12 protein-coding genes are annotated in these 19,737 nt (G+C 63.6%); 5 read left to right on the top strand and 7 right to left on the bottom strand.

The window, feature by feature from the left end; translation table 11 throughout:
* Positions 1-15: 15 nt before the first annotated feature.
* The gene (locus EOC93_RS16760; protein WP_127205173.1) at positions 16-1,695 is read right to left on the bottom strand and encodes an electron transfer flavoprotein-ubiquinone oxidoreductase; all 1,680 of its coding nucleotides are present in this window, start codon (positions 1,693-1,695) and stop codon (positions 16-18) included.
* A gap of 349 nt (positions 1,696-2,044) precedes the next feature.
* Here EOC93_RS16760 and EOC93_RS16755 point away from each other — a divergent pair, with 349 nt between their 5' ends.
* From EOC93_RS16755 to EOC93_RS16745, 3 genes are all read left to right on the top strand, one after another.
* On the top strand, positions 2,045-2,689 hold the full coding sequence (locus EOC93_RS16755) for a hypothetical protein (protein ID WP_127205172.1): 645 nt from the start codon (positions 2,045-2,047) through the stop codon (positions 2,687-2,689).
* A gap of 37 nt (positions 2,690-2,726) precedes the next feature.
* The gene (locus tag EOC93_RS16750) at positions 2,727-3,617 is read left to right on the top strand and encodes a uracil-DNA glycosylase (protein WP_127205171.1); all 891 of its coding nucleotides are present in this window, start codon (positions 2,727-2,729) and stop codon (positions 3,615-3,617) included.
* Between the two features lie 93 nt (positions 3,618-3,710).
* The gene (locus EOC93_RS16745; protein ID WP_127205170.1) at positions 3,711-4,523 is read left to right on the top strand and encodes a helix-turn-helix transcriptional regulator; all 813 of its coding nucleotides are present in this window, start codon (positions 3,711-3,713) and stop codon (positions 4,521-4,523) included.
* Here EOC93_RS16745 and EOC93_RS16740 read toward each other — a convergent pair whose 3' ends face one another.
* The gene (locus EOC93_RS16740) at positions 4,524-5,426 is read right to left on the bottom strand and encodes a DMT family transporter (protein ID WP_127205181.1); all 903 of its coding nucleotides are present in this window, start codon (positions 5,424-5,426) and stop codon (positions 4,524-4,526) included.
* Between the two features lie 44 nt (positions 5,427-5,470).
* Positions 5,471-7,777, bottom strand: a complete 2,307-nt coding sequence (locus EOC93_RS16735; RefSeq protein WP_127205169.1) for a xanthine dehydrogenase family protein molybdopterin-binding subunit — start codon at positions 7,775-7,777, stop codon at positions 5,471-5,473.
* A 152-nt stretch (positions 7,778-7,929) separates the two neighbouring features.
* Between EOC93_RS16735 and pepN the strand changes: the two genes are divergently transcribed.
* On the top strand, positions 7,930-10,575 hold the full coding sequence (gene pepN / locus EOC93_RS16730) for an aminopeptidase N (protein ID WP_127205168.1): 2,646 nt from the start codon (positions 7,930-7,932) through the stop codon (positions 10,573-10,575).
* Between the two features lie 331 nt (positions 10,576-10,906).
* On the top strand, positions 10,907-13,228 hold the full coding sequence (locus EOC93_RS16725) for a PAS domain-containing sensor histidine kinase (protein ID WP_127205167.1): 2,322 nt from the start codon (positions 10,907-10,909) through the stop codon (positions 13,226-13,228).
* A gap of 96 nt (positions 13,229-13,324) precedes the next feature.
* Here EOC93_RS16725 and EOC93_RS16720 read toward each other — a convergent pair whose 3' ends face one another.
* From EOC93_RS16720 to EOC93_RS16705, 4 genes are all read right to left on the bottom strand, one after another.
* The gene (locus tag EOC93_RS16720; RefSeq protein ID WP_127205166.1) at positions 13,325-16,285 is read right to left on the bottom strand and encodes a bifunctional [glutamine synthetase] adenylyltransferase/[glutamine synthetase]-adenylyl-L-tyrosine phosphorylase; all 2,961 of its coding nucleotides are present in this window, start codon (positions 16,283-16,285) and stop codon (positions 13,325-13,327) included.
* Entirely contained in the window at positions 16,285-17,760 is a 1,476-nt protein-coding gene (locus tag EOC93_RS16715) for an ATP-binding protein (RefSeq protein ID WP_095486560.1), read from the bottom strand. Before EOC93_RS16715 ends, EOC93_RS16720 begins: the two co-directional genes overlap by 1 nt.
* A gap of 1 nt (position 17,761) precedes the next feature.
* Positions 17,762-18,436 (bottom strand): response regulator transcription factor, encoded by a 675-nt coding sequence (locus tag EOC93_RS16710; protein WP_164547000.1) that lies wholly within the window; start codon positions 18,434-18,436, stop codon positions 17,762-17,764.
* Positions 18,437-18,846: 410 nt separating this feature from the next.
* Positions 18,847-19,737 (bottom strand): PDZ domain-containing protein (locus tag EOC93_RS16705; protein ID WP_127205165.1); only part of this gene is annotated, 891 nt, incomplete at its 5' end.

The following is a 19,737-nucleotide window of genomic DNA, read 5'->3' as shown; positions in this document are numbered from 1 at the left end:
CTGCCGTTTGATAGGCTACATGTTCTGGTAGACAGGTCCCTCGCCACCTTGTGGCGGCACCCAGGTTATGTTTCGGTTCGGGTCCTTGATGTCGCAAGTCTTGCAGTGGACGCAGTTCTGCGCGTTGATGACGAAGCGCACGTCCTTCGCCTCGGGATCGGCGGCGGCGTTGCCATCCTTGTCGACCCATTCGTAGACGCTGGCCGGGCAGTAGCGTGTCGAGGGCCCAGCAAAGACATCGTGCTCGGAACGCTGCTGCAGATCCATATCCGCGACCAGCAGGTGGACAGGCTCGTTTTCCTCGTGGTTGGTGTTGGAGAGAAACACCGAGGACAGGCGGTCGAAGGTGAGCACGCCGTCCGGCTTCGGATAGGCGATCTTCTTATGCTTGGCGGCCGGTTCCAGCGTCGCATAGTCGGCCTTGCCGTGCTTCAGCGTGCCGAAGGGCGAAAAGCCGAACAGCGTGTTCAGCCACATGTCGAGGCCGCCAATGCCGACGCCGACGACGGTGCCGAAGCGCGACCACAATGGCTTGACGTTGCGCACCTTCTTCAAATCCTTGCCGATGTCGGTCGCCCGCCATGCCGCCTCGTAAGAAGCCAATTCGTCATTGCCGCGACCGGCGCCGATCGCCTCGGCGACATGCTCGGCCGCCAGCATTCCTGAGAGCACGGCATTGTGCGAGCCTTTAATGCGCGGCACGTTGACGAAGCCGGCGGCACACCCGATCAGCGCGCCCCCGGGGAAGGACAGTTTCGGTACCGACTGCCAGCCGCCCTCGGTGATGGCGCGGGCGCCATAGCCCAGCCGCTTGCCGCCCTCGAATGTGCCCTTGATCGCCGGATGGGTCTTGAAGCGCTGGAACTCGTCGAACGGCGACAGATAGGGGTTCTTGTAGTTGAGGTGGACGACGAAGCCGACCGCCACCTGGTTGTCCTCCAGATGGTAGAGGAAGGAGCCGCCGCCGGTCTTCATGTCGAGCGGCCAGCCGAAGGAGTGCTGGACAAGGCCTGGCCGGTGGTTCTCCGGCTTGACCTGCCAGAGCTCCTTGAGGCCGATGCCATATTTGCCGGGCTCGCGGCCGTCGGAAAGATGGTATTGGGCGATCAGCTGCTTGGCCAGAGAGCCGCGCGCGCCCTCGCCAATCAGCACGTATTTACCCATCAGCGCCATGCCCGGCGCGAAGCCCGGGCCATGCGTGCCGCCCTTCTCGACGCCCATATCGCCGGTGACAACGCCGGTGACCGCGCCTTCGTCACTGTAAATAAGATCCACGGCGGCAAAGCCCGGATAGATCTCGACGCCCAGCGCCTCGGCCTTGGTCGCCAGCCAGCGGCAGACATTGCCGAGTGAAACGATGTAGTTGCCGTGGTTGTTCATCAGCGGCGGCATCAGGATGTTGGGCAGATGGAACGAACCGGCGGGGCCGAGGACCAGGAAATGGTCTGCCGTGACCGGTGTCTTGAACGGATGCTCCTCTTCGTCACGCCAGCCCGGCAACAGCCGGTCGATGCCGATCGGATCGACGACGGCGCCGGACAGGATGTGGGCGCCGACTTCGCCGCCCTTTTCCAGGACGACGACGGAAAGCTCGGGATTGACCTGCTTGAGACGGATCGCGGCGGCGAGGCCGGCCGGACCGGCGCCGACGATAACCACGTCGAATTCCATGCTTTCGCGTTCGATCTCGCTCATCAACCCCTCACTGCCCAGAGTGCCGCGCGCCCATTGGACGCGCAAAGGACACTCTGGCAACTTTTATTTTCGCATGATCCTTTCCAAAAAGTGATTTCACTTTTTGGGGTCATGCGAGCGCATTTGCGCATCTTGCTGGCTTATCCGCTGCATAGCGCATCAATTCGCGACGCGAAACCGGCGCTGACGTGACAATGCCGATTTCGTCAAAAAGTCGCGCATCGTACTACAAAATCGCGATTTGGGGTCCACCCGAACATCGATCTGGGCCAAGCTCATTTCCAAGGAGAGCCGTCGCCCTCACGTTTTTAATTGTTCGACGGCTTGCTTATCGTCCATACTTCGCGCCATGCGCATATACGGGCCGACTGGCTTTTCATCGACGCGCTTTTTTTCCTCGCCCGGACGGATTTGCCGGGCGCTCGTTTTGGCCCTTTTGCCGCTGGCGCCCATTGGCGCCCATGCCGAGCCGCAAAGGGTCTGGGCGGCCGGAGCCTACTCCTTTTCCGACGAGCTCGGCGGCTTCCGCATCACCAGCGCCTCGGGCGTCGGGACAAAGGAGGACCCGCTTGTCATCACCGAAGAGCTGAATTCGGCAACGCCGGTTACACTGACTATCCGCACGACAAAGCCGATCCAGCCGTTTGGCACCGCGGGCCAATTTGCCAACGGCCTCATGTATATGCGCATCGACGTGCTCAACAACAGCGGCCAGGCCTGGGTCGAGTTCCAGTTCGAGCTCCAGGAGGTGCTCCACCGGCCGAGCGTGTTCGGCGACGGCCTGTCATTCGACCAGCGCAACAAGACGCCTGACAACATCTGGTCGAGCAGCTTTGCCGATTTCGATCGCGACTTCGAACCCTATGACCGGCTGCTGTTCAAGAGCGGCAAGATCGACCCGCTGAAGACAGCAAAATTCGATTACCTGATCACCGACTACACACCGCGCTGGACGTTCTATCTGGTGCAGGATCCCCGTATACCGTCGAGCTGAACTTGCAAATTCCTGCCGCGCGGCCGAATGTGAAGGCATGACTGCCGTTCCCCGAGACAACCGACCTGATATCGCCGACCTTTTGACCTTCTACGCCAGCGCGGGCGTCGATGAAGCGCTCGAAGACGAGCCGGTGAACAGGTTTGCCGAGGCTGCGTCAAAGCCACCTGAGCGGGCGCCAGCGACGGTTACGCCGCCAACTGGTGAAAAAGGCGCCGCACTGCCACGCTCGACCAGCGTCTCACGCGCCGAAATGGGCGAAAGGCAAGCTGCGGCACCGGCGGTGCGCGCGCCGTCGGGCACAGCGACGGTGCCCGACGAAGCGCAAGCGGCATTGGCGCGCCAGTTGGCAATGACGGCCGCAACCCTGGACGAGCTTCGCCAGCACATGGCGGCGTTTGACGGCTGCAATCTCAAGTACACCGCCAAGAACCTGGTGTTCGCCGACGGCAATCCGAATGCCGCTGTCATGCTGGTCGGCGAGGCGCCCGGCCGCGACGAGGACATAGAGGGATTGCCGTTCGTCGGCCGCTCGGGCCGGCTGCTCGACCGGATGCTGGCTGCGATTGGCCTCGACCGCACATCGGCTTACATCGCCAATGTCATCCCCTGGCGGCCGCCGGGCAACCGCACGCCGACACCGCACGAGACCGAGATTTGCCGGCCGTTCATCGAACGGCAGATCGAGTTGGTCAATCCGAAGGTGCTGGTCAACCTGGGCGGCCCCTCGGCAAAGACCCTCCTCAACACCACCGAGGGCATCCTACGGCTACGCGGCAATTGGCGCGTCCACACGACCGCCTCCGGCATTGCCATTCCCGCCATGCCGACACTTCACCCGGCCTATCTCTTGAGAACCCCCGCGCACAAGAAGCTGGCGTGGCGGGATTTCCTTGAGGTGAAGGCGAAACTGCGGGCGCTGGGTTGACGACCAGCGTTTCCTCGCGCCGCAAAGCCGGGAGAGGCGCCATAACCTGCCAGGTAATTGAAATGCATCCGCTGGCGGCCTAGTCATGCGCTCATGGCAGCAACCCAGACCTCCGCCGGCAGCCTCATTCGCGAATGGCGCACGCGCCGGCGCATGAGCCAACTCGATCTCGCCATGGAAGCCGAAATCTCACAGCGGCATCTGAGCTTCGTGGAGAGCGGTCGCGCGGCACCTTCGCGCGACATGGTGCTGCATCTGGCCGAGCAGCTCTCGATCCCGCTGAGGCAGCGCAACCAGCTCCTGCTGGCCGCGGGTTTTGCCCCTAGCTTCAGCGAGCGCTCGCTCACGGATGCCTCGCTGGCGCCGGCGATGGCGGCCGTCGAGATCGTGCTCAAGGGGCACGAACCCTTCCCAGCGCTCGCTGTCGACCGGCACTGGAACCTGGTGTCGGCGAATGCCGCCATCGGCCCGTTCCTGGCCAATGTCGCCGAGCCCTCCTTGCTGAAGCCCCCGGTCAACGTGCTGCGACTCAGCCTGCACCCGGGTGGCGTCGCGCCGCGCATCGTCAACCTCGCCGAATGGCGCGCGCATCTTCTCGACCGGCTGAAACACCAGAACGACGCCTCAGGCGACCCGGTCCTGGTCGAACTGGAACGCGAGCTTCGGACCTATCCGTCCGGCCTGAACGGCGCACGACCGGTGCCGGTCGAGCCGAACGCGATCGTGCACCCGCTGCGGCTTGCCCATGGCGATGCTGTGCTGTCGTTCATCAGCACCATCACCGTGTTCGGCACGCCGCTCGACGTGACGCTGTCGGAACTGGCGATCGAATCCTTTTTCCCTGCCGATGAGCAGACAAGGACGGTGCTGGTGCGATTGGCGGAGGAGCGGGCCGAGCCGTTCTGATCATCCTTGCGGCGGGGTCGCCTGTCGGGTGCGCGCACGTTCGAGGCCAAGCTGGCGCTCGCGCCAGATGATAAAGATGCCGGCGGCAACGACGATCAGGCCGCCGATGAGCATATGAACCGTCGGGACGTCGCCGAAAGCAAGATAGCCGACGGCTATGCCGAGTATCATAGACGTGTACTCGAAGGGCGCCACGACCGAGGCCTCAGCATGGCGATAGGCTGCCGTCATCAGTATCTGAGCGACCCCGCCGCAAAAGCCTGACACAACCAGAAGGCCTGCCTGCACCGGTGTCAGCGCCTGCCAGCCGAACGGCAGCGAAAGCAACGCCAGGACGCTCGCCGTCACCGAAAACCACAGCACGATGGTTGCCGTCGGCTCGCTCTGGACGAGATTGCGCACCAGCAGCATGGCTACGGCCGAGATCGCGGCCGCGACCAGGGCGGCGATGACGCCGAGCACCTCCTGATCGCCGAGTGCTGCGCCCGAGCTCAGCAGGGTCAGTTCCGGCCATGAGATGACCAGCACGCCGACCAATCCGACCGCAACCGCGCTCCAGCGATAGACGCGGATCGCTTCGCCGAGGAAGATCGAACTGAACACCACCACCAGCAGCGGCTGTGCGTAGTTCAGCGTGATCGCCTCGGGCAGCGGCAGACGCGTCAGCGCGAAAAAGCCGAGGCCCATGGCGCAGACGCCAACAACGCCGCGCGCAATGTGGTTGAGCGGGCGTTTGGTGGAAAATGCGGTGCCAAGCTTCCCCTGGAAGGCCAGGAAGATGATGATAGGAAAGATGGCGAAGAAGGAGCGGAAGAAGACGATCTGGCCCGCCGGTACGGTGCCCGCCGCCTTGATGCAGGACGACATGCCGACAAAGACCGCCACCGACACGATCTTGAGCATGATCCCGGTCAGCGTGTTGTGTCCGCCGGGATGATCTGTAGGGCTCACTTAGCAGTTGCTTCCTGGATCGCTGCCCAGATGCGCGCCGGCGTTGCCGGCATGTCGATGTGCCTGATGCCGTAGGCGCGAAAGAGTGCATCCGTCACCGCGTTGAGCGCGGCTGGCGTCGCTCCGATCGTGCCGGCCTCGCCGGCCCCCTTGATGCCCAGCGCATTGGTGGTCGATGGCACATTGCGGGTCTCGAAATGGAAGAACGGTAAATCGTCGGCGCGCGGCATGGCGTAATCCATGAAGCTCGCCGTCAACAGCTGCCCGTCCTCGTCATAGACCGTGTTCTCGGTCAGCGCCTGGCCGATGCCCTGGACGACGCCGCCATGCACCTGGCCAGCCAGCAGGATCGGGTTCACGGTGACGCCGAAATCGTCGACGATCGTATAGCGAACAATCTCCGTCGTGCCGGTGTCGGGATCGATCTCGACCTCGCAGATGTGGGTGCCGTTCGGATAGGTGCATTCGTCCTGCACGAACTCGCCAAAGCCTTTGAGATCGTCCGGGTTCTTGGCGGCCTTGGCGATGCTCGAAAAATCGATCGTGCGATCGGTGCCGACGATTCGGGCGACGCCGTTGGACAATTCGATGTCGCCGGCCGAGGCTTCCAGTTCATCCGCGGCGATGCGCTTGATCTTGTTGGCCAGATCCTCACCCGCGCGAGAAGCTGATACACCGCCAAGAGGGATCGAGCGCGAGCCGCCAGTGCCGCCGCCGGCCTTCAGCTCGTCGGTGTCGCCTTGGCGGACCTGGATCTTGTCGATATCGAGATGAAGCTTTTCCGAGAGGAATTGCGCATAGGCGGTCGCATGTCCCTGCCCGTTGGTCTGGGTGCCGATCTTCAGCGTCACCGTGCCGTCGCCGTTCAGTTCGACAAAGGCCGGCTCAGAGCCCGGAAACGCACAGGCCTCGATATAGGTCGCCATGCCGATGCCGCGGATCTTTCCTTCAGCCTTCGACTGCGCCAGCCGTTCCGGGAACGCCTGCCACTCCGCCTGTTCGATGGCGCGGTCCATATGGCCTGCGAATTCGCCGGTATCATAAAGGCGGTCGGTCTGGGTGCGATAGGGAAACTGCGCAGGCCGAATGAAATTGCGCCGGCGGATCTCTTCGACGGGAAGGCTGAGATCGTGGGCGCAGGCGTCGACGAGCTTTTCCAGCAGGAATGCCGCTTCCGGGCGGCCAGCGCCGCGATAAGCATCGACCGGGCAGGTATTGGTGTAAAGGCCGGTCACCGAAACATCGAGCGCCTGGATATCGTAGACGCCGGTCGACATGGTGACGCCGATATAGGGGATGAACGGGCCGTATTGCGAGATGTAAGCGCCGATATTGGCGAGGAGATCGACCCTCATGCCGAGGAAGCGGCCGTCCTTGTCCATCGCCATCTCGGCGGTCACGACATTGTCGCGGCCTTGCGCATCGGTGAGGAAATGCTCGGTGCGGTCGCCGGCCCATTTGACCGGGCGGCCAAGACGCTTGGCAGCCTCGAGCACCAGCGGATGCTCGCGATAGACGAAGCTTTTCGGTCCGAAGCCGCCGCCGACATCCGGCGTGATGACGCGCAGCTGGTTCTTCTTGATCTTGAACACATCGGCCAGGATGTACTGCATCGAATGCACGCCCTGCGAGCCCGTGGTCAGCACGAAGCGGTTCTCTTGCGTGCTCCACTCGCCGATCGCCGAGCGCGGCTCCATGTAGTTGCAGACCAGCCGGTTGTTGATGAATTCGATGCGAGTGACATGCGCCGCCCCGGCGAATGCTGCCGCGGTCTTCGCCTTGTCGCCGATGTGATAGCTGAAGGCGCGGTTGGAGCCGAGTTCCGGCCAAACCAGCGGCGTGCCTTCGTCAAGCGCCGTGGCGGTGCCGGAGGCGGCATCCTCGCCCTCGTAATCGACCTCGATCAATTCGGCCGCGTCCTGCGCCAGCGCGCGGCTGTCGGCGACGACGAATGCGACGGCGTCGCCGACATAATTGACCCGGTCGCGGCAAAGGACCGGAATGTCGCGGGTCGGCGCCTTGGTGCCGTCCGGCTGCCTCTGCATGACGCCGGATTTCAGCTTGCCGAGATGAGCAAGATCCGCACCGGTCAGCACCAGATGGACGCCAGGTGCCGCCTTGGCCGCCTCGGTCGAACCGATGGTGAAGCTTGCCTTGGCCACCGGCGAGCGCAGGACGTAGCCGTGCAGGAGGCCGGCCGGCTGGATGTCGTCCGTATAGCGACCGAGACCTTTGAGGAAGGCCTGGTCCTCGCGACGCAGCACAGATGCGCCCATGCCGAATTTCGGTGTGACCACGGTCATGGATACCTCGCGATGATGTGGAGAACGAGTGCCTGAAATAGGCATTGCGCCAGTTTTGTCGAGTGACGGTTTCGTGTAAAGAGCGCGGGCTTCAAATTTTTAGACCAGCGGACCCACTTGCCGCTGCGGGAATCGACAGGAAACCCCACCGAATGCGCACTGACACCGGCCAGGTCTTCAAGCTCGAAGACTATCGCCCCAACGACTATCTCATTCCGGAAACCAGCCTGACTTTCCGCCTGTCGCCAGAAGCCACGCGCGTCACCGCCGAACTGACGGTCGAACGCCGCGACGGCGTGGCGGCGTCAGTGCCACTGGTGCTGGATGGCGATGGCCTGACGCTCAGCCGCATCGCAATCGACGGCCGGACACTCGCGCCGATGGATTTTTTTGCCACGCCCGATCAGCTGACGATCACCACGCCGCCCGCAGCACCCCGCTTCCAGCTCCTGATCGAAACCGAGCTAGCGCCGGCACACAACGAAGCCCTGATGGGCCTCTATCGCTCCAGCAACGTCTATTGCACGCAATGCGAGGCCGAGGGCTTTCGGCGCATCACTTATTTTCTCGATCGCCCCGATATCCTGTCCGTCTATACGGTGCGCATCGAGGCGCGGCGCCACGAGGCGCCACTGCTTCTTTCCAACGGCAACCCGGCGGGCAGCGGCGAACTTGCCGACGGCTGGCACTATGCGGTCTGGCACGACCCCTTCCCCAAGCCGTCCTATCTATTCGCACTGGTGGCGGGCGCGCTCGGCAAAGTCGCAGACAGCTTCATCACGCTATCCGGTCGCAAGGTCGATCTCGGCATCTATGTCGAGCCGGGCAAGGAGCGGCTCGCCGGCTACGCCATGGACGCCCTGAAGCGGTCGATGAAATGGGACGAGGAGGCGTTCGGCCGCGAATACGACCTCGACGTTTTCAACATCGTCGCCGTGTCCGACTTCAATATGGGCGCGATGGAGAACAAGGGCCTCAACATCTTCAACGACAAATATGTGCTGGCCGACCAGGAGACCGCCACGGATGCCGATTTCGCCAATATCGAGGCGATCATCGCGCACGAGTATTTCCACAATTGGACTGGCAACAGAATCACTTGCCGCGACTGGTTCCAGCTTTGCCTGAAGGAAGGGCTGACGGTTTTTCGCGATCACGAATTCTCGGCCGACCAACGCTCGCGAGCGGTAAAACGCATTGCCGAAGTGCGCACGCTCAGGGCGCATCAGTTTCCCGAAGACCAGGGGCCGCTGGCGCATCCGGTGCGGCCGCGCCGCTACCGCGAGATCAACAATTTCTACACGGCGACGGTCTACGAAAAGGGCTCGGAAGTGGTGCGCATGATCCGCACCATTCTCGGCGCCGAGACGTTCCGGGCCGGCATGGACCTTTATTTCCAGCGCCATGACGGCGAGGCTGCGACGATCGAGGACTTCATCAAGGTGTTCGAGGATGTGTCCGGCCGCGACCTGTCGCAATTTTCGCTCTGGTACCATCAGGCGGGCACGCCCAATCTGACGATCAGTTCGACGCACAATGCGGCAGCCCAGGAATTCACGCTCGAGATCGAGCAGTCGGTGCCGCCGACGCCGTCCGAAAGCCGCAAGCGGCTGATGCACATTCCGCTGGCCTTCAGCCTGGTCGGCGCCGATGGCAAAGCGATAGCCTATAACGGCGTCGAGGGAGCTTCCGTCGAGGACGGCGTTATCCACATCCGCAAGCGCCGGCACATGGTGCGCTTCTCGGGCGTTGCCGAGCGCCCGGCCATGTCGCTCAACCGCGGCTTCTCGGCGCCGGTGACGCTTTCCGTCGAGCAGAAGGCCGACGATCAGTTCTTCCTTGCCGGCCATGACGACGATACCTTCTCGCGCTGGCAGGCGTTCAACACGCTTTTGACCGACTCCCTGATATCCGCCTTCCGCCAGGTCCTTGGCGGCAAGCAGCCCAATTTCGCATCACGGTTGACCGATCTTGCCGGCAAGATAGCCGGCGACGAGACACTTGAGCCGGCCTATCGAGCGCTGGCTCTGGCGCTTCCGAGCGAAGCCGATATCGCCCGTGACATCGGCAAGAACATCGACCCCGATGCCATCCTCTCGGCCCGCGAGGCGCTGACGGCCGCGATCGCCGAGACCAACAGCGAGATATTCTCCCGCCTCTACGATCGACTGGCCGACAAGGACGCTTTCAGTCCGGATGCGGCGAGCGCCGGGCGGCGGGCGCTGCGCAACATCCTGCTCGACTATCTCTCGCTGCTGCCGGGAAGCGCGGCGCTTGCGGCCCGGCATTTCCAGTCCGCGACCAATATGACGGACCGCGCCGCTGCATTGACCGTGCTTGCGCTCCGCCACAGCGGTTCGCCCGAGACGGTCAAGGCACTGGCTGACTTTGGAGCGAAATATGCGACCGATCCTCTGGTGATGGACAAGTGGTTCCAGATCCAGGCCAGCGTGCCAGGCCCGCAAACCATTCATGCGGTGCGCGCCCTGACCGGCCACCCGGCCTTCTCTATGGCCAACCCGAACCGGGTGCGCTCGCTTGTCGGCACGTTTTCCAGCGCCAACCAGACCGGCTTCCATCGCGCCGACGGCGAAGGCTACCGGTTTTTCGTCGAAACGGTCTTGCAGGTCGAAAAGCGCAACCCGCAGTTGGCCGCCAGGCTGGCGACGGCACTCAGATCATGGCGCTCGCTCGAACCTGCCCGGCAGGCCAAGGCAAGGGAAGCGCTGCGATCGATTGCCAATGTCGAGAACCTGTCGGCTGATTTGCGGGACATCGTCGAGCGCACTCTTGCGTGATCCCTCCCCCTTGAGGGGAGGTTGGACAGCCGCCGAAGGCGGATGGACGGGTGGGGTCGCTGCGGCAGTGCGCGGCCTCGACCGATCCCACCTGCCTCGACCCTTGATTCAAAGATGGAGCGCTTCGCCGACGACCCCTTCCGGCCCTACGGGCCACCCGCCCCTCAAGGGGGAGGGAGATCGGCGGATTTAGCCATTATTTTAGTCGATTTTTAATCTTTTTTCGCCGCGCCTCTGGACAAGGCGAATCACCTTTGATTCTTTAGCTGAAGATTCGGAAGTGCGGCGTCGCCGGATCGTCAAGCAGATTCAAAATCGGGGAGAGCCATTTATGGCGAAGGCGGACGCGTGGGGCGCGCCCGGAGGGACGGCTTTTGAGCGGCGTGAGGCGAGAAGCGATGGTCTCGCCGGCAATGCGCGGCTCATCGCCGAACCCGCCTACCGACGGCTCCTGGCAGCCGAGCCACTGTTGCGCCGATCGATACCGGCCCTGATCATCATTTTCCTGCTCGTCATCGCGGCGCTGCGGTTCCTGTCGCTGATGAACGAGCGCGACGACGTGGAACGCGACGCCAAGGCGATCCTCTCGCTCGCGGCGGGCCCACTGGCCAGTTCGATTAGCGTCGATGCGAAGATGGCGCCGGGCGCGACGCAGGACCTGTTGGAGGGCATTAGCCGTCAGGGCGCCATGGGCCGAAGCCACGTGCTTGCGGTCACCGACGGCGCGCTCAAGATCATTGCCGTGACACCGCTATCAACGCGCTGGGAGGGGCGACCGCTCGACGGCATCGTCCAAGGCGGTCAACCGCTGTTCATGTTCGGCGACCGCGCCGGCGTCATGGAGGTCAGCATCGGCGGTCAGGACTGGTATGCGGCAGTGAGCCTGGCAAGTGGCGGGAAAGGCGCTGCCGCAGCGCTCGTTCCGCAGGAAGCGGTCTTCGACACGTGGCGCAAGACCGTTTCGCTCAACGTCACCCTCTTCGTGCTTACAGCCGGCGTGCTGATCATCATCCTCTACGCTTATTTCGGCCAGGCGGCGCGCGCCCAGGCCGCCGACCGCATCTATCTCGAAGCGCACCAGCGCATCGACATGGCGCTGGTGCGCGGCCGCTGCGGCCTGTGGGACTGGGACATGGTGCGTGGCAAGATGTACTGGTCGCGCTCGATGTACGACATGCTGGGCTACGAGCCCTGCGACACGATGCTGTCGTTCGGCGAGGTCGACGAGATCATCCATCCCGAGGACGGCGACCTGTTCGAGCTTGCCAACAGGATCGTCGCACGCGAGATCGATCACATCGACCAGGTGTTCCGGATGCGCCATGCCGACGGACAATGGGTGTGGATGCGCGCAAGGGCGCAGGTGATCGACCCGGAAGCGCCGGAGATCCAACTGATCGGCATCGCTGTCGACGTCACCGAGCAGCGGCACCTGGCGCTGCGCTCCGAGGCCGCGGATCTTCGTCTGCGAACGGCCATCGAAAACATCAACGAATCCTTCGTGCTCTGGGATTCCGCCCAGCGTCTGATCATGTGCAATTCCAAGTACCAGCAGGATAACGGCCTGTCGGATCGCGACGTGATGCCGGGCGCCTCGCGCGCCGTTCTGGAGGAACGCATGCTTGCCTTCGCTTCGGAGCGGCGGCTTGCCAACACCAACGGGCAGCAAGGCGGCGTGACCTTCGAGCGGCAGCTTGCCGATGGCCGCTGGCTGCAGGTCAATGAGCTCAGAACCAGGGACGGCGGCACCGTCTCGGTCGGCTCCGACATCACCCAGATCAAGCTGCACCAGGAGAAGCTGGTAGACAGCGAGCGCCGGCTGATGGCGACGATCCACGACCTCAGCCTTGCCCGCCGGGCGGAGGAAGAGCGGTCGCGCGAACTGGTCGAGCTCAATCGCGAATACATGAAGGAAACCGAGCGCGCCGAGGCCGCGAACCGGGCCAAATCCGAGTTCCTGGCGAACATGTCGCACGAACTGCGCACGCCGCTCAACGCGATCATCGGCTTCTCGGAGCTGATGGAACAGGCGCTGTTCGGGCCCTTGGGCTCGCCGCGCTACGAGGAATATGCCACCGACATCAACGGCAGCGGCAAATATCTTCTGGGCGTCATCAACGACATCCTCGACATGTCGAAGATCGAGGCCGGCCAGTTCTCGATGGATCAGGAGGAAATCGACCTCTGCCCGCTGATGAGGGAAACGGTGCGCGTCATCTCGCTGCAGGCAGCGGAAAAGTCGATCACTGTCGAAACACGCATCCCCGATTCACTGACGCTTTTCGCCGACCGCCGAGCAATCAAGCAGATCGTCATCAACCTCCTGTCGAATGCGGTGAAATTCACCGGCCAGGGCGGCCGCATTGCGGTAAGGGCCCGCAACACATCCAGCGCCCTGGTCCTGACGATCGAAGACAATGGCTGCGGCATCCCGAAGGAGGCGCTGAGCAAGCTCGGGCGGCCGTTCGAGCAGGTGCAGAACCAGTTTTCCAAGAGCCATGCCGGATCCGGCCTTGGCCTTGCCATCTCACGCTCGTTGGCCGAGCTTCAGGGCGGCGCCTTGAAGATCCGCTCCACCGAAGGCACCGGCACGATCGTGTCGGTGCGCATTCCGATCAAGAAGTCGACGCAGCCGGTCAGGGCGGCGGCCTGACCCTCAGTTGTCGTGAAGCGGTTGGAACTTTCGGGAACGCCGGAGGGACAGCGCCCCCGATGCTCTCGCCGAAACAGCCGTTTTGACGTTACGCCCTCATGGTCGTTTCGCACGAAGCAGAAGGTCGAAATCTTTCCTGACCTTTTGCGACGTCTCCTTGAGGTGCGCTTCCAGCACACCGAAATCCGGCAGGTCGGTGACCGCCAGAAGCAGATCCGAAAGCCCCGGCGGAACGTCGTCCCGTTCGAACACGCCGGTGAGGCAGAGCCGTATCATCTGAGTCAGCGCCAGATAGAGCGCATAGGCATCGCAAAGCTCCTGCCTGACCTGGGCTTCAGCGAAATCCGGCGCCAGCCTCGACAGGACTTCCGCTGTCCCGGTGACCCGGCGGCCGGCTTCGACCTTGCCCGTGATCACCGCCACCTGCGCGATGAATTCGAGATCGATGAGACCACCCTGGATCAGCTTGATGTCCCAGAGATCGCGCGGCGGCTTCTCCTTCTCGATCATCGCGCGCATCTCGGACGCTTCGGCCATCACCTTGGCGCTGTCGCGCGGCAGGGCAAGCACCGCCGCCACCTCGGCCTCGACCTCGGTGCACAGCGCTGGATCACCACCGATCGCGCGAGCCCTGGACAGCGCCATGTGCTCCCATGTCCAGGCGTCCTGGCGCTGATACTTCTTGAAGGCATCGACATGGGTCGCCACTGGCCCCTTGTTGCCGGACGGCCGCAGGCGAAGGTCGAGCTCGTAGAGAACGCCCTCGGCGGTCGGCGCGGACACGGCCGATATCAGCCGCTGCGTCATTCTGGAGTAATAGTGGGACGGGGCGAGCGGCTTGTCGCCGTCGGATTCTTCGGCATCGGTGTCGTGATCATAGAGCAGGATGAGGTCGACGTCGGAGCCGGCCGTCAGTTCGCGGCTGCCGAGCTTGCCCATGCCGAGCAGCGCAACAGTGCCGCCAGCGACGCGGCCGTGCCGCAGCGCGAACTCGGCGATGACCGCCCGCAGCGCCGCGTCGATGGTAAGATCGGCCAGATCGGAAAAGGCACGGCCGGCGCGGACCGGATCGATCGAGCCGGCAAGCAGCCTGACGCCGATCAGGAATTTTTGCTCGGAAGCAAAGATACGCAAGCGGTCGAGCACGTCCTCATAGGCCCTGTCGCCTTCGAGGAAGGCGGCGAGACGCGCCGAGAGATAGGCGCGGTCCGGCAGCTCGGTCAAAAGGGCCGGATCCAGCAGGCCATCGAACACGTGCGGGCGGCGCGTGATGATAGCGGCCAGCCGGGGAGCCGCGCCCATGATCGTCGCCATCAGCTTCAGCAGAGCGGGATTGGACTGGAGCAGCGAGAAAAGCTGGATACCGGCGGGCAGGCCGGCAAGAAACTCATCGAAGCGTATCAACGCCTCGTCCGCCCGGCGCGTCTGGCCGAAGGATTGCAGCAGCGCCGGCGTCAGTTCGGTCAACCGCTCGCGCGCCTCGGCCGACCGGGTGACGCGATAGCGGCCGAAATGCCAGCCGCGGATAACGCGGCAGATGTCGCTCGCCCGCTGGAATCCCAATCTCTGCAGGGTCTGCAACGTGTCGGGATCGTCGACATCGCCGGTAAAGACCAGATTGCCGATGCCCGCCGAAAGCTCGGGCGCGGTTTCGAAAAGCGCTGCGTAGTGGCGTTCGACCTGATGGAGTGCAGCGCGGAACGCCCCGGCAAAGGCCGCCGTATCGGCAAAACCGAGCATACGGGCTATGCGTTCAAGCCCTTCGTCATCTTCCGGCAGTATATGCGTCTGCTCGTCGGCGACCATCTGGATGGCATGCTCGACGCGGCGCAGGAACCAGTATTGCCGGGCGAGCGCGTCGCGTGCATCGGCCGTGATCCAGCCGCGTGCCGCAAGTTGGCCGAGCATCGGCACGGTCTCGCGGCCGCGCAGCTCGGCGAAGCGGCCACCGGCGATGAGCTGCTGGGTCTGGACGAAGAATTCGATCTCGCGAATGCCGCCGCGGCCGAGCTTGACGTTGTGGCCCTTCACGGTGATCTCGCCATGGCCCTTGTGGGCGTGGATCTGGCGCTTGATCGAATGAACGTCGGCAATCGCCGCATAGTCCATGTATTTGCGCCAGATGTAGGGCTGGAGGTCCTTCAGGAACGCGGCACCGGCGGCGAGATCGCCGGCCACCGGTCGCGCCTTGATCATGGCAGCGCGCTCCCAGTTCTGCCCGCGCGCCTCGTAGTAGCGCAGTGCCGCCTCGACCGGGATCGCCAACGGCGTCGAACCGGGATCGGGACGAAGCCTTAGGTCGGTGCGGAAGACATAGCCGTGTTCGGTGCGGTCCTGGAGAATGCGGACCAGCCGGCGCGTCAGGCGCGAAAACAGCTCCGTCGCGTCGAGCGGATCGACGACGGCAGGTGCCTGCGGGTCGAAGAAAACGACGAGGTCGATGTCGGAGGAGAAGTTCAGCTCATGCGCGCCAAGCTTGCCCATGCCGAGCAGAATCCAGCCCGACTGGCGCGCCGGATCCTCGGGGTCCGGCAGGTTGAGCTTGCCTTGTCCGTGCGCGTCGCGAAGCAGAAAGTCGACAGCAGCGCGGGTGCAGGCGTCGGCAAGACTGCTGAGCCGCCGTACCGTGACGGCGGTTTCAGCCTCGCCTGCAAGATCAGCCAGTGCGATCAGGACATGCGCTTCCGCTTTCCATTGCCGCAGCTCCATCATCAGGCTGCTTTCGGAGATGGCTTCCGCCCGCGCGGCCTTGTCGATCGCCGTGCCGATCGTAATCAGCCGGGCCTCGACGGTTTGATCGAAAAGCGCATCGAGTATCTGCGGGCGGCGGCGCACTGTGTCGCGCAGAAACGGCGACAGGTCGAACACCGCGGCAAGGAAATCCTGGACGGCGCCCTTGCCGGCGAGAAATTTCGCCAGCCGAGTAAGCTCCTCTTCCTGCGCAGTGGAAGCGATTTCCGACAATTCCCGCCTGACGCGGTTCTGATCCAGGGGAACGAGCTTTGCCGCCGGCTTCAAGAGCCAGTTGGTCTGTTCCGCAGCCGCCCTCACCGCCATCAGCGATCCTCCCGTTCGGGAAAACTCATGACGACGGACAATCCGGGATCGGCCGGCAGAAGATCAAGCCGTCCGTTGTGGAATGTCATGATTGCCTTGGCGAGGCTGAGGCCCAGGCCGGAACCCGGCTGCGAGCGACTTTTCTCCAACCGCACGAAACGCTCGGTCGCCCTGGCGCGATCGGCATCGTCGGGGATGCCGTGGCCGTTGTCTGTGACGGAAAGCCTGATTTCCCTGCCGACGCGATCGAGCGCCACGCGGACGGACGGCTTGGCTGTCGAGTCGGTAGAATATTTGATCGCGTTGTCGACGATGTTCGACAGCGCCTGGCCGATCAGCTCGCGATTGCCTTCGACGGCGAAGGCATCCTGCACCGAAGTCTCGAGTGTCACCCCCGCCTCCTCCGCCACCGGCTCGTAGAGCTCGACGACATCGCGCACGGACGCAGCCAGATCGACCCGGCTGGTGCTTTCGGAGGAATAGCCCGCCTCCAGCCTGGAGATCATCAGGATGGCGTTGAAGGTTTTTATCAGCTGGTCGGACTCGGCGATGGTCCCTTCCAGCGCCTGCCGGTAGTCGGCGGCCTTGTACTTACCGGAAAGCGTCGCCTCGGCGCGGTTGCGCAGCCTAGTCAGCGGTGTCTTCAGATCGTGGGCGATGTTGTCGGAGACCTGCTTCAGCCCTTCGTTGAGCGTGGCGATCCTGGCCAGCATGGAATTGAGGTTTTCGGAGAGGCGGTCGAACTCGTCGCCTGCGCCGGTGACCGGCAGCCGGCCGGAAAGATCGCCGCCCATGATGCGGCGGCTCGCCTCCGACACCGAGTCGATACGCTTCAGCGCCGCGCGTCCGACAAAGAACCAGATCAGAAGCCCGCCAAGCCCCATCATGCCCAGCGCCAGCATCAGCGCGCGGCGGATGACGGCGCGGAACCGCTCCGGCTCGCCGAGGTCGCGACCAACCAGCATGATCATCTGGTTCGGCAGGCGCAACACCAGCGCAATGGCGTTATGCCCCTTCTCGCCCTCCACTTGCACTTCGTTCTGGCCGGACTGGGTGTCGTTCGGGTCGGCGACCGGATTGCGTTGCCGCTCGAGCTCGGCCTCGCCGAAGCGCCGGTAGGAAAACGGCTCTGTCGTCCAGCCTTCGGCCTCGAGAACGCCGGGCTCCAGGCTCTGCACGTTTCCGGTCAGGATCTGGCCGTTGGTGTCGGCGATCAAATAGAGATTGGCGCCGGGCTGGCGGGAGCGCTGCTCGACCACGCGGACCAGCAGCGGCAAGCCGCCGCGCTGATAGGCCCGGGCGAGGCCGAGCACCTCGTCGTTGATCGTGTCCTGGGTCTGGCCGGTCAGCATGCGCGCCGACAGCGAGGTCATGTAGAAGACGAGCAGCACCGCGCAGATGGCGAACAGCAGGAGATAGAGCGCCGAAAGCCGCGCTGCCGTCGTCCTCATGATGGCCGGCATGGAAAGAGCCATGCTACCCGCTCTTGAGCATATAGCCGGCGCCACGAACCGTGTGCAGGATCGGCTTGTCGAAGCCCTTCTCGATCTTGCCGCGCAGCCGCGAGACGTGAACGTCGATGACGTTGGTCTGCGGATCGAAATGGTAGTCCCAGACATTCTCCAGCAGCATGGTGCGCGTCACCACCTGGCCGGCATGGCGCATCAGATACTCCAGAAGCCGGAACTCGCGCGGCTGCAGCGTGATCTCGCGCGCCGCGCGCCGCACCGAATGCGAGAGCCTGTCGAGCTCAAGATCGCCAACCCGGTAGACGGTTTCGGCTTCCCTGGCGCTGGCGCGGCGGTTCAGCACCTCGACCCGGGCCAGAAGCTCGGAAAAGGCATAGGGCTTGGTCAGATAGTCGTCGCCGCCGGCGCGCAAGCCGGTGACCCGGTCGTCGACTTCGCCGAGTGCCGACAGGATCAGCACCGGCGTCGTGTTGCCTCTTGATCTCAGACCGGCGATGACCGACAGGCCGTCGCGGCGCGGCAACATGCGGTCGACGACCATCACGTCATAGTCGCCGGAATCAGCGAGCGCGAAGCCGGTTTCGCCATCGCCGGCGACATGGGCGGTGTGTCCGGCCTCAGTGAAGGCTTTCTGGAGGTAATCGGCCGCTTCGCGATCGTCTTCTATGACGAGAATCTTCATGGGACCGTTATACGCGATTTCGCTGGAAGATTGAGTGGCCGGCATATGCATCGTGGCCTCACCAGAGCGTATCGCGAACAAAGTGATTCAAGGATACGCCGTAAGTCTTTGTTTTGGAATGTCGTTGTCCCAAAGCCACCGGCACCCTCGGATCAAGACCGAGGCGGGCTTTTGGGCGACATGCTTCGTTGTTTGAGCATGTCGTCATCCCAAAACCGCTTCACACTTTTGGGCGACATGCTTCGTGTTTGAGCATGCCGTCATGCTCTGTTCGAGCGGCAGCGGGCGATGGGAGTCCGCTGCCGCTGGGGAACACGATGACTGACTGACTAACGTATTCAGGCCCCGTGCTTTCCGGTGCGGCGGCTCGGGGGGTGTTGAAAACCGCCGCACCGGAAAAGTCTGGAACGTCAGCCCTTGGCGACAGGCAGCGCGACGAAGCGGTTGCTATCGTCGCGGGTGATCTGCATCAGCACCGCCTTGCGGCCCGACTTCACCGCGTCGGCCATCGCCTTGGCGACATCGTCGGTGCCATTGACCTCCGTCGAATTGACCGAGGTGATGACGTCGCCCGGCTGGATGCCGCGATCGGCGGCATCGCTGTCGGGGTCGACATCGGTCACCACAAGCCCTTTGCCATCGTCGGATCTGGTGACGGTGAGGCCGAGATCGGCCAGCGTGTCGGCCTTTGGCGGAGCGGAAGGCTGCTGGTCGGCCGAAGCCTGCTTGTCGCTCGAAGGCAGCGTGCCGAGATCGACCTTGACGGTCTCACTCTTGCCGTCACGCCACAGCGTGACCTCGACCGGTTTGCCGGGCTGGTAGGCGCCGATCAGACGCGCGAGTTCCTTCGGCGAAGCGACGTCCTTGCCGTCCACCTGAGTGATGACGTCACCGGCTGATATACCGGCCTTCTTGCCCGGACCATCGTTCTGGGCGCTGGAAACGAGCGCGCCCTTATCGGACTTCAGCCCAAGCGATTCGGCGATTTCGGAGGTGACCGGCTGGATCTCGACGCCAAGCCAGCCGCGCTGGACGGTGCCGTCCTTCATCAGATCCTGCACGACAGCCTTTGCCGTCGAGGCAGGAATGTCGAAGGCGATACCGACGCTGCCGCCGGACGGCGAGAAGATCGCGGTGTTGATGCCGACGACCTGGCCGTTAAGGTTGAAGGTCGGGCCGCCCGAATTGCCGCGGTTCACCGAGGCGTCGATCTGGATGAAATCGTCATAGGGGCCGGCGCCGATATCGCGGCCACGAGCCGAGACGATGCCGGCGGTGACCGTGCCGCCGAGGCCGAACGG

Origin of the sequence: Mesorhizobium sp. M6A.T.Ce.TU.002.03.1.1, from assembly GCF_003997275.1 — a bacterium.
Classification (GTDB): Bacteria; Pseudomonadota; Alphaproteobacteria; order Rhizobiales; family Rhizobiaceae; genus Mesorhizobium; species Mesorhizobium mediterraneum.
The sequence above is the reverse complement of the archived record's forward strand: the minus strand, read 5'-3'. Positions and strand labels throughout refer to the sequence as shown.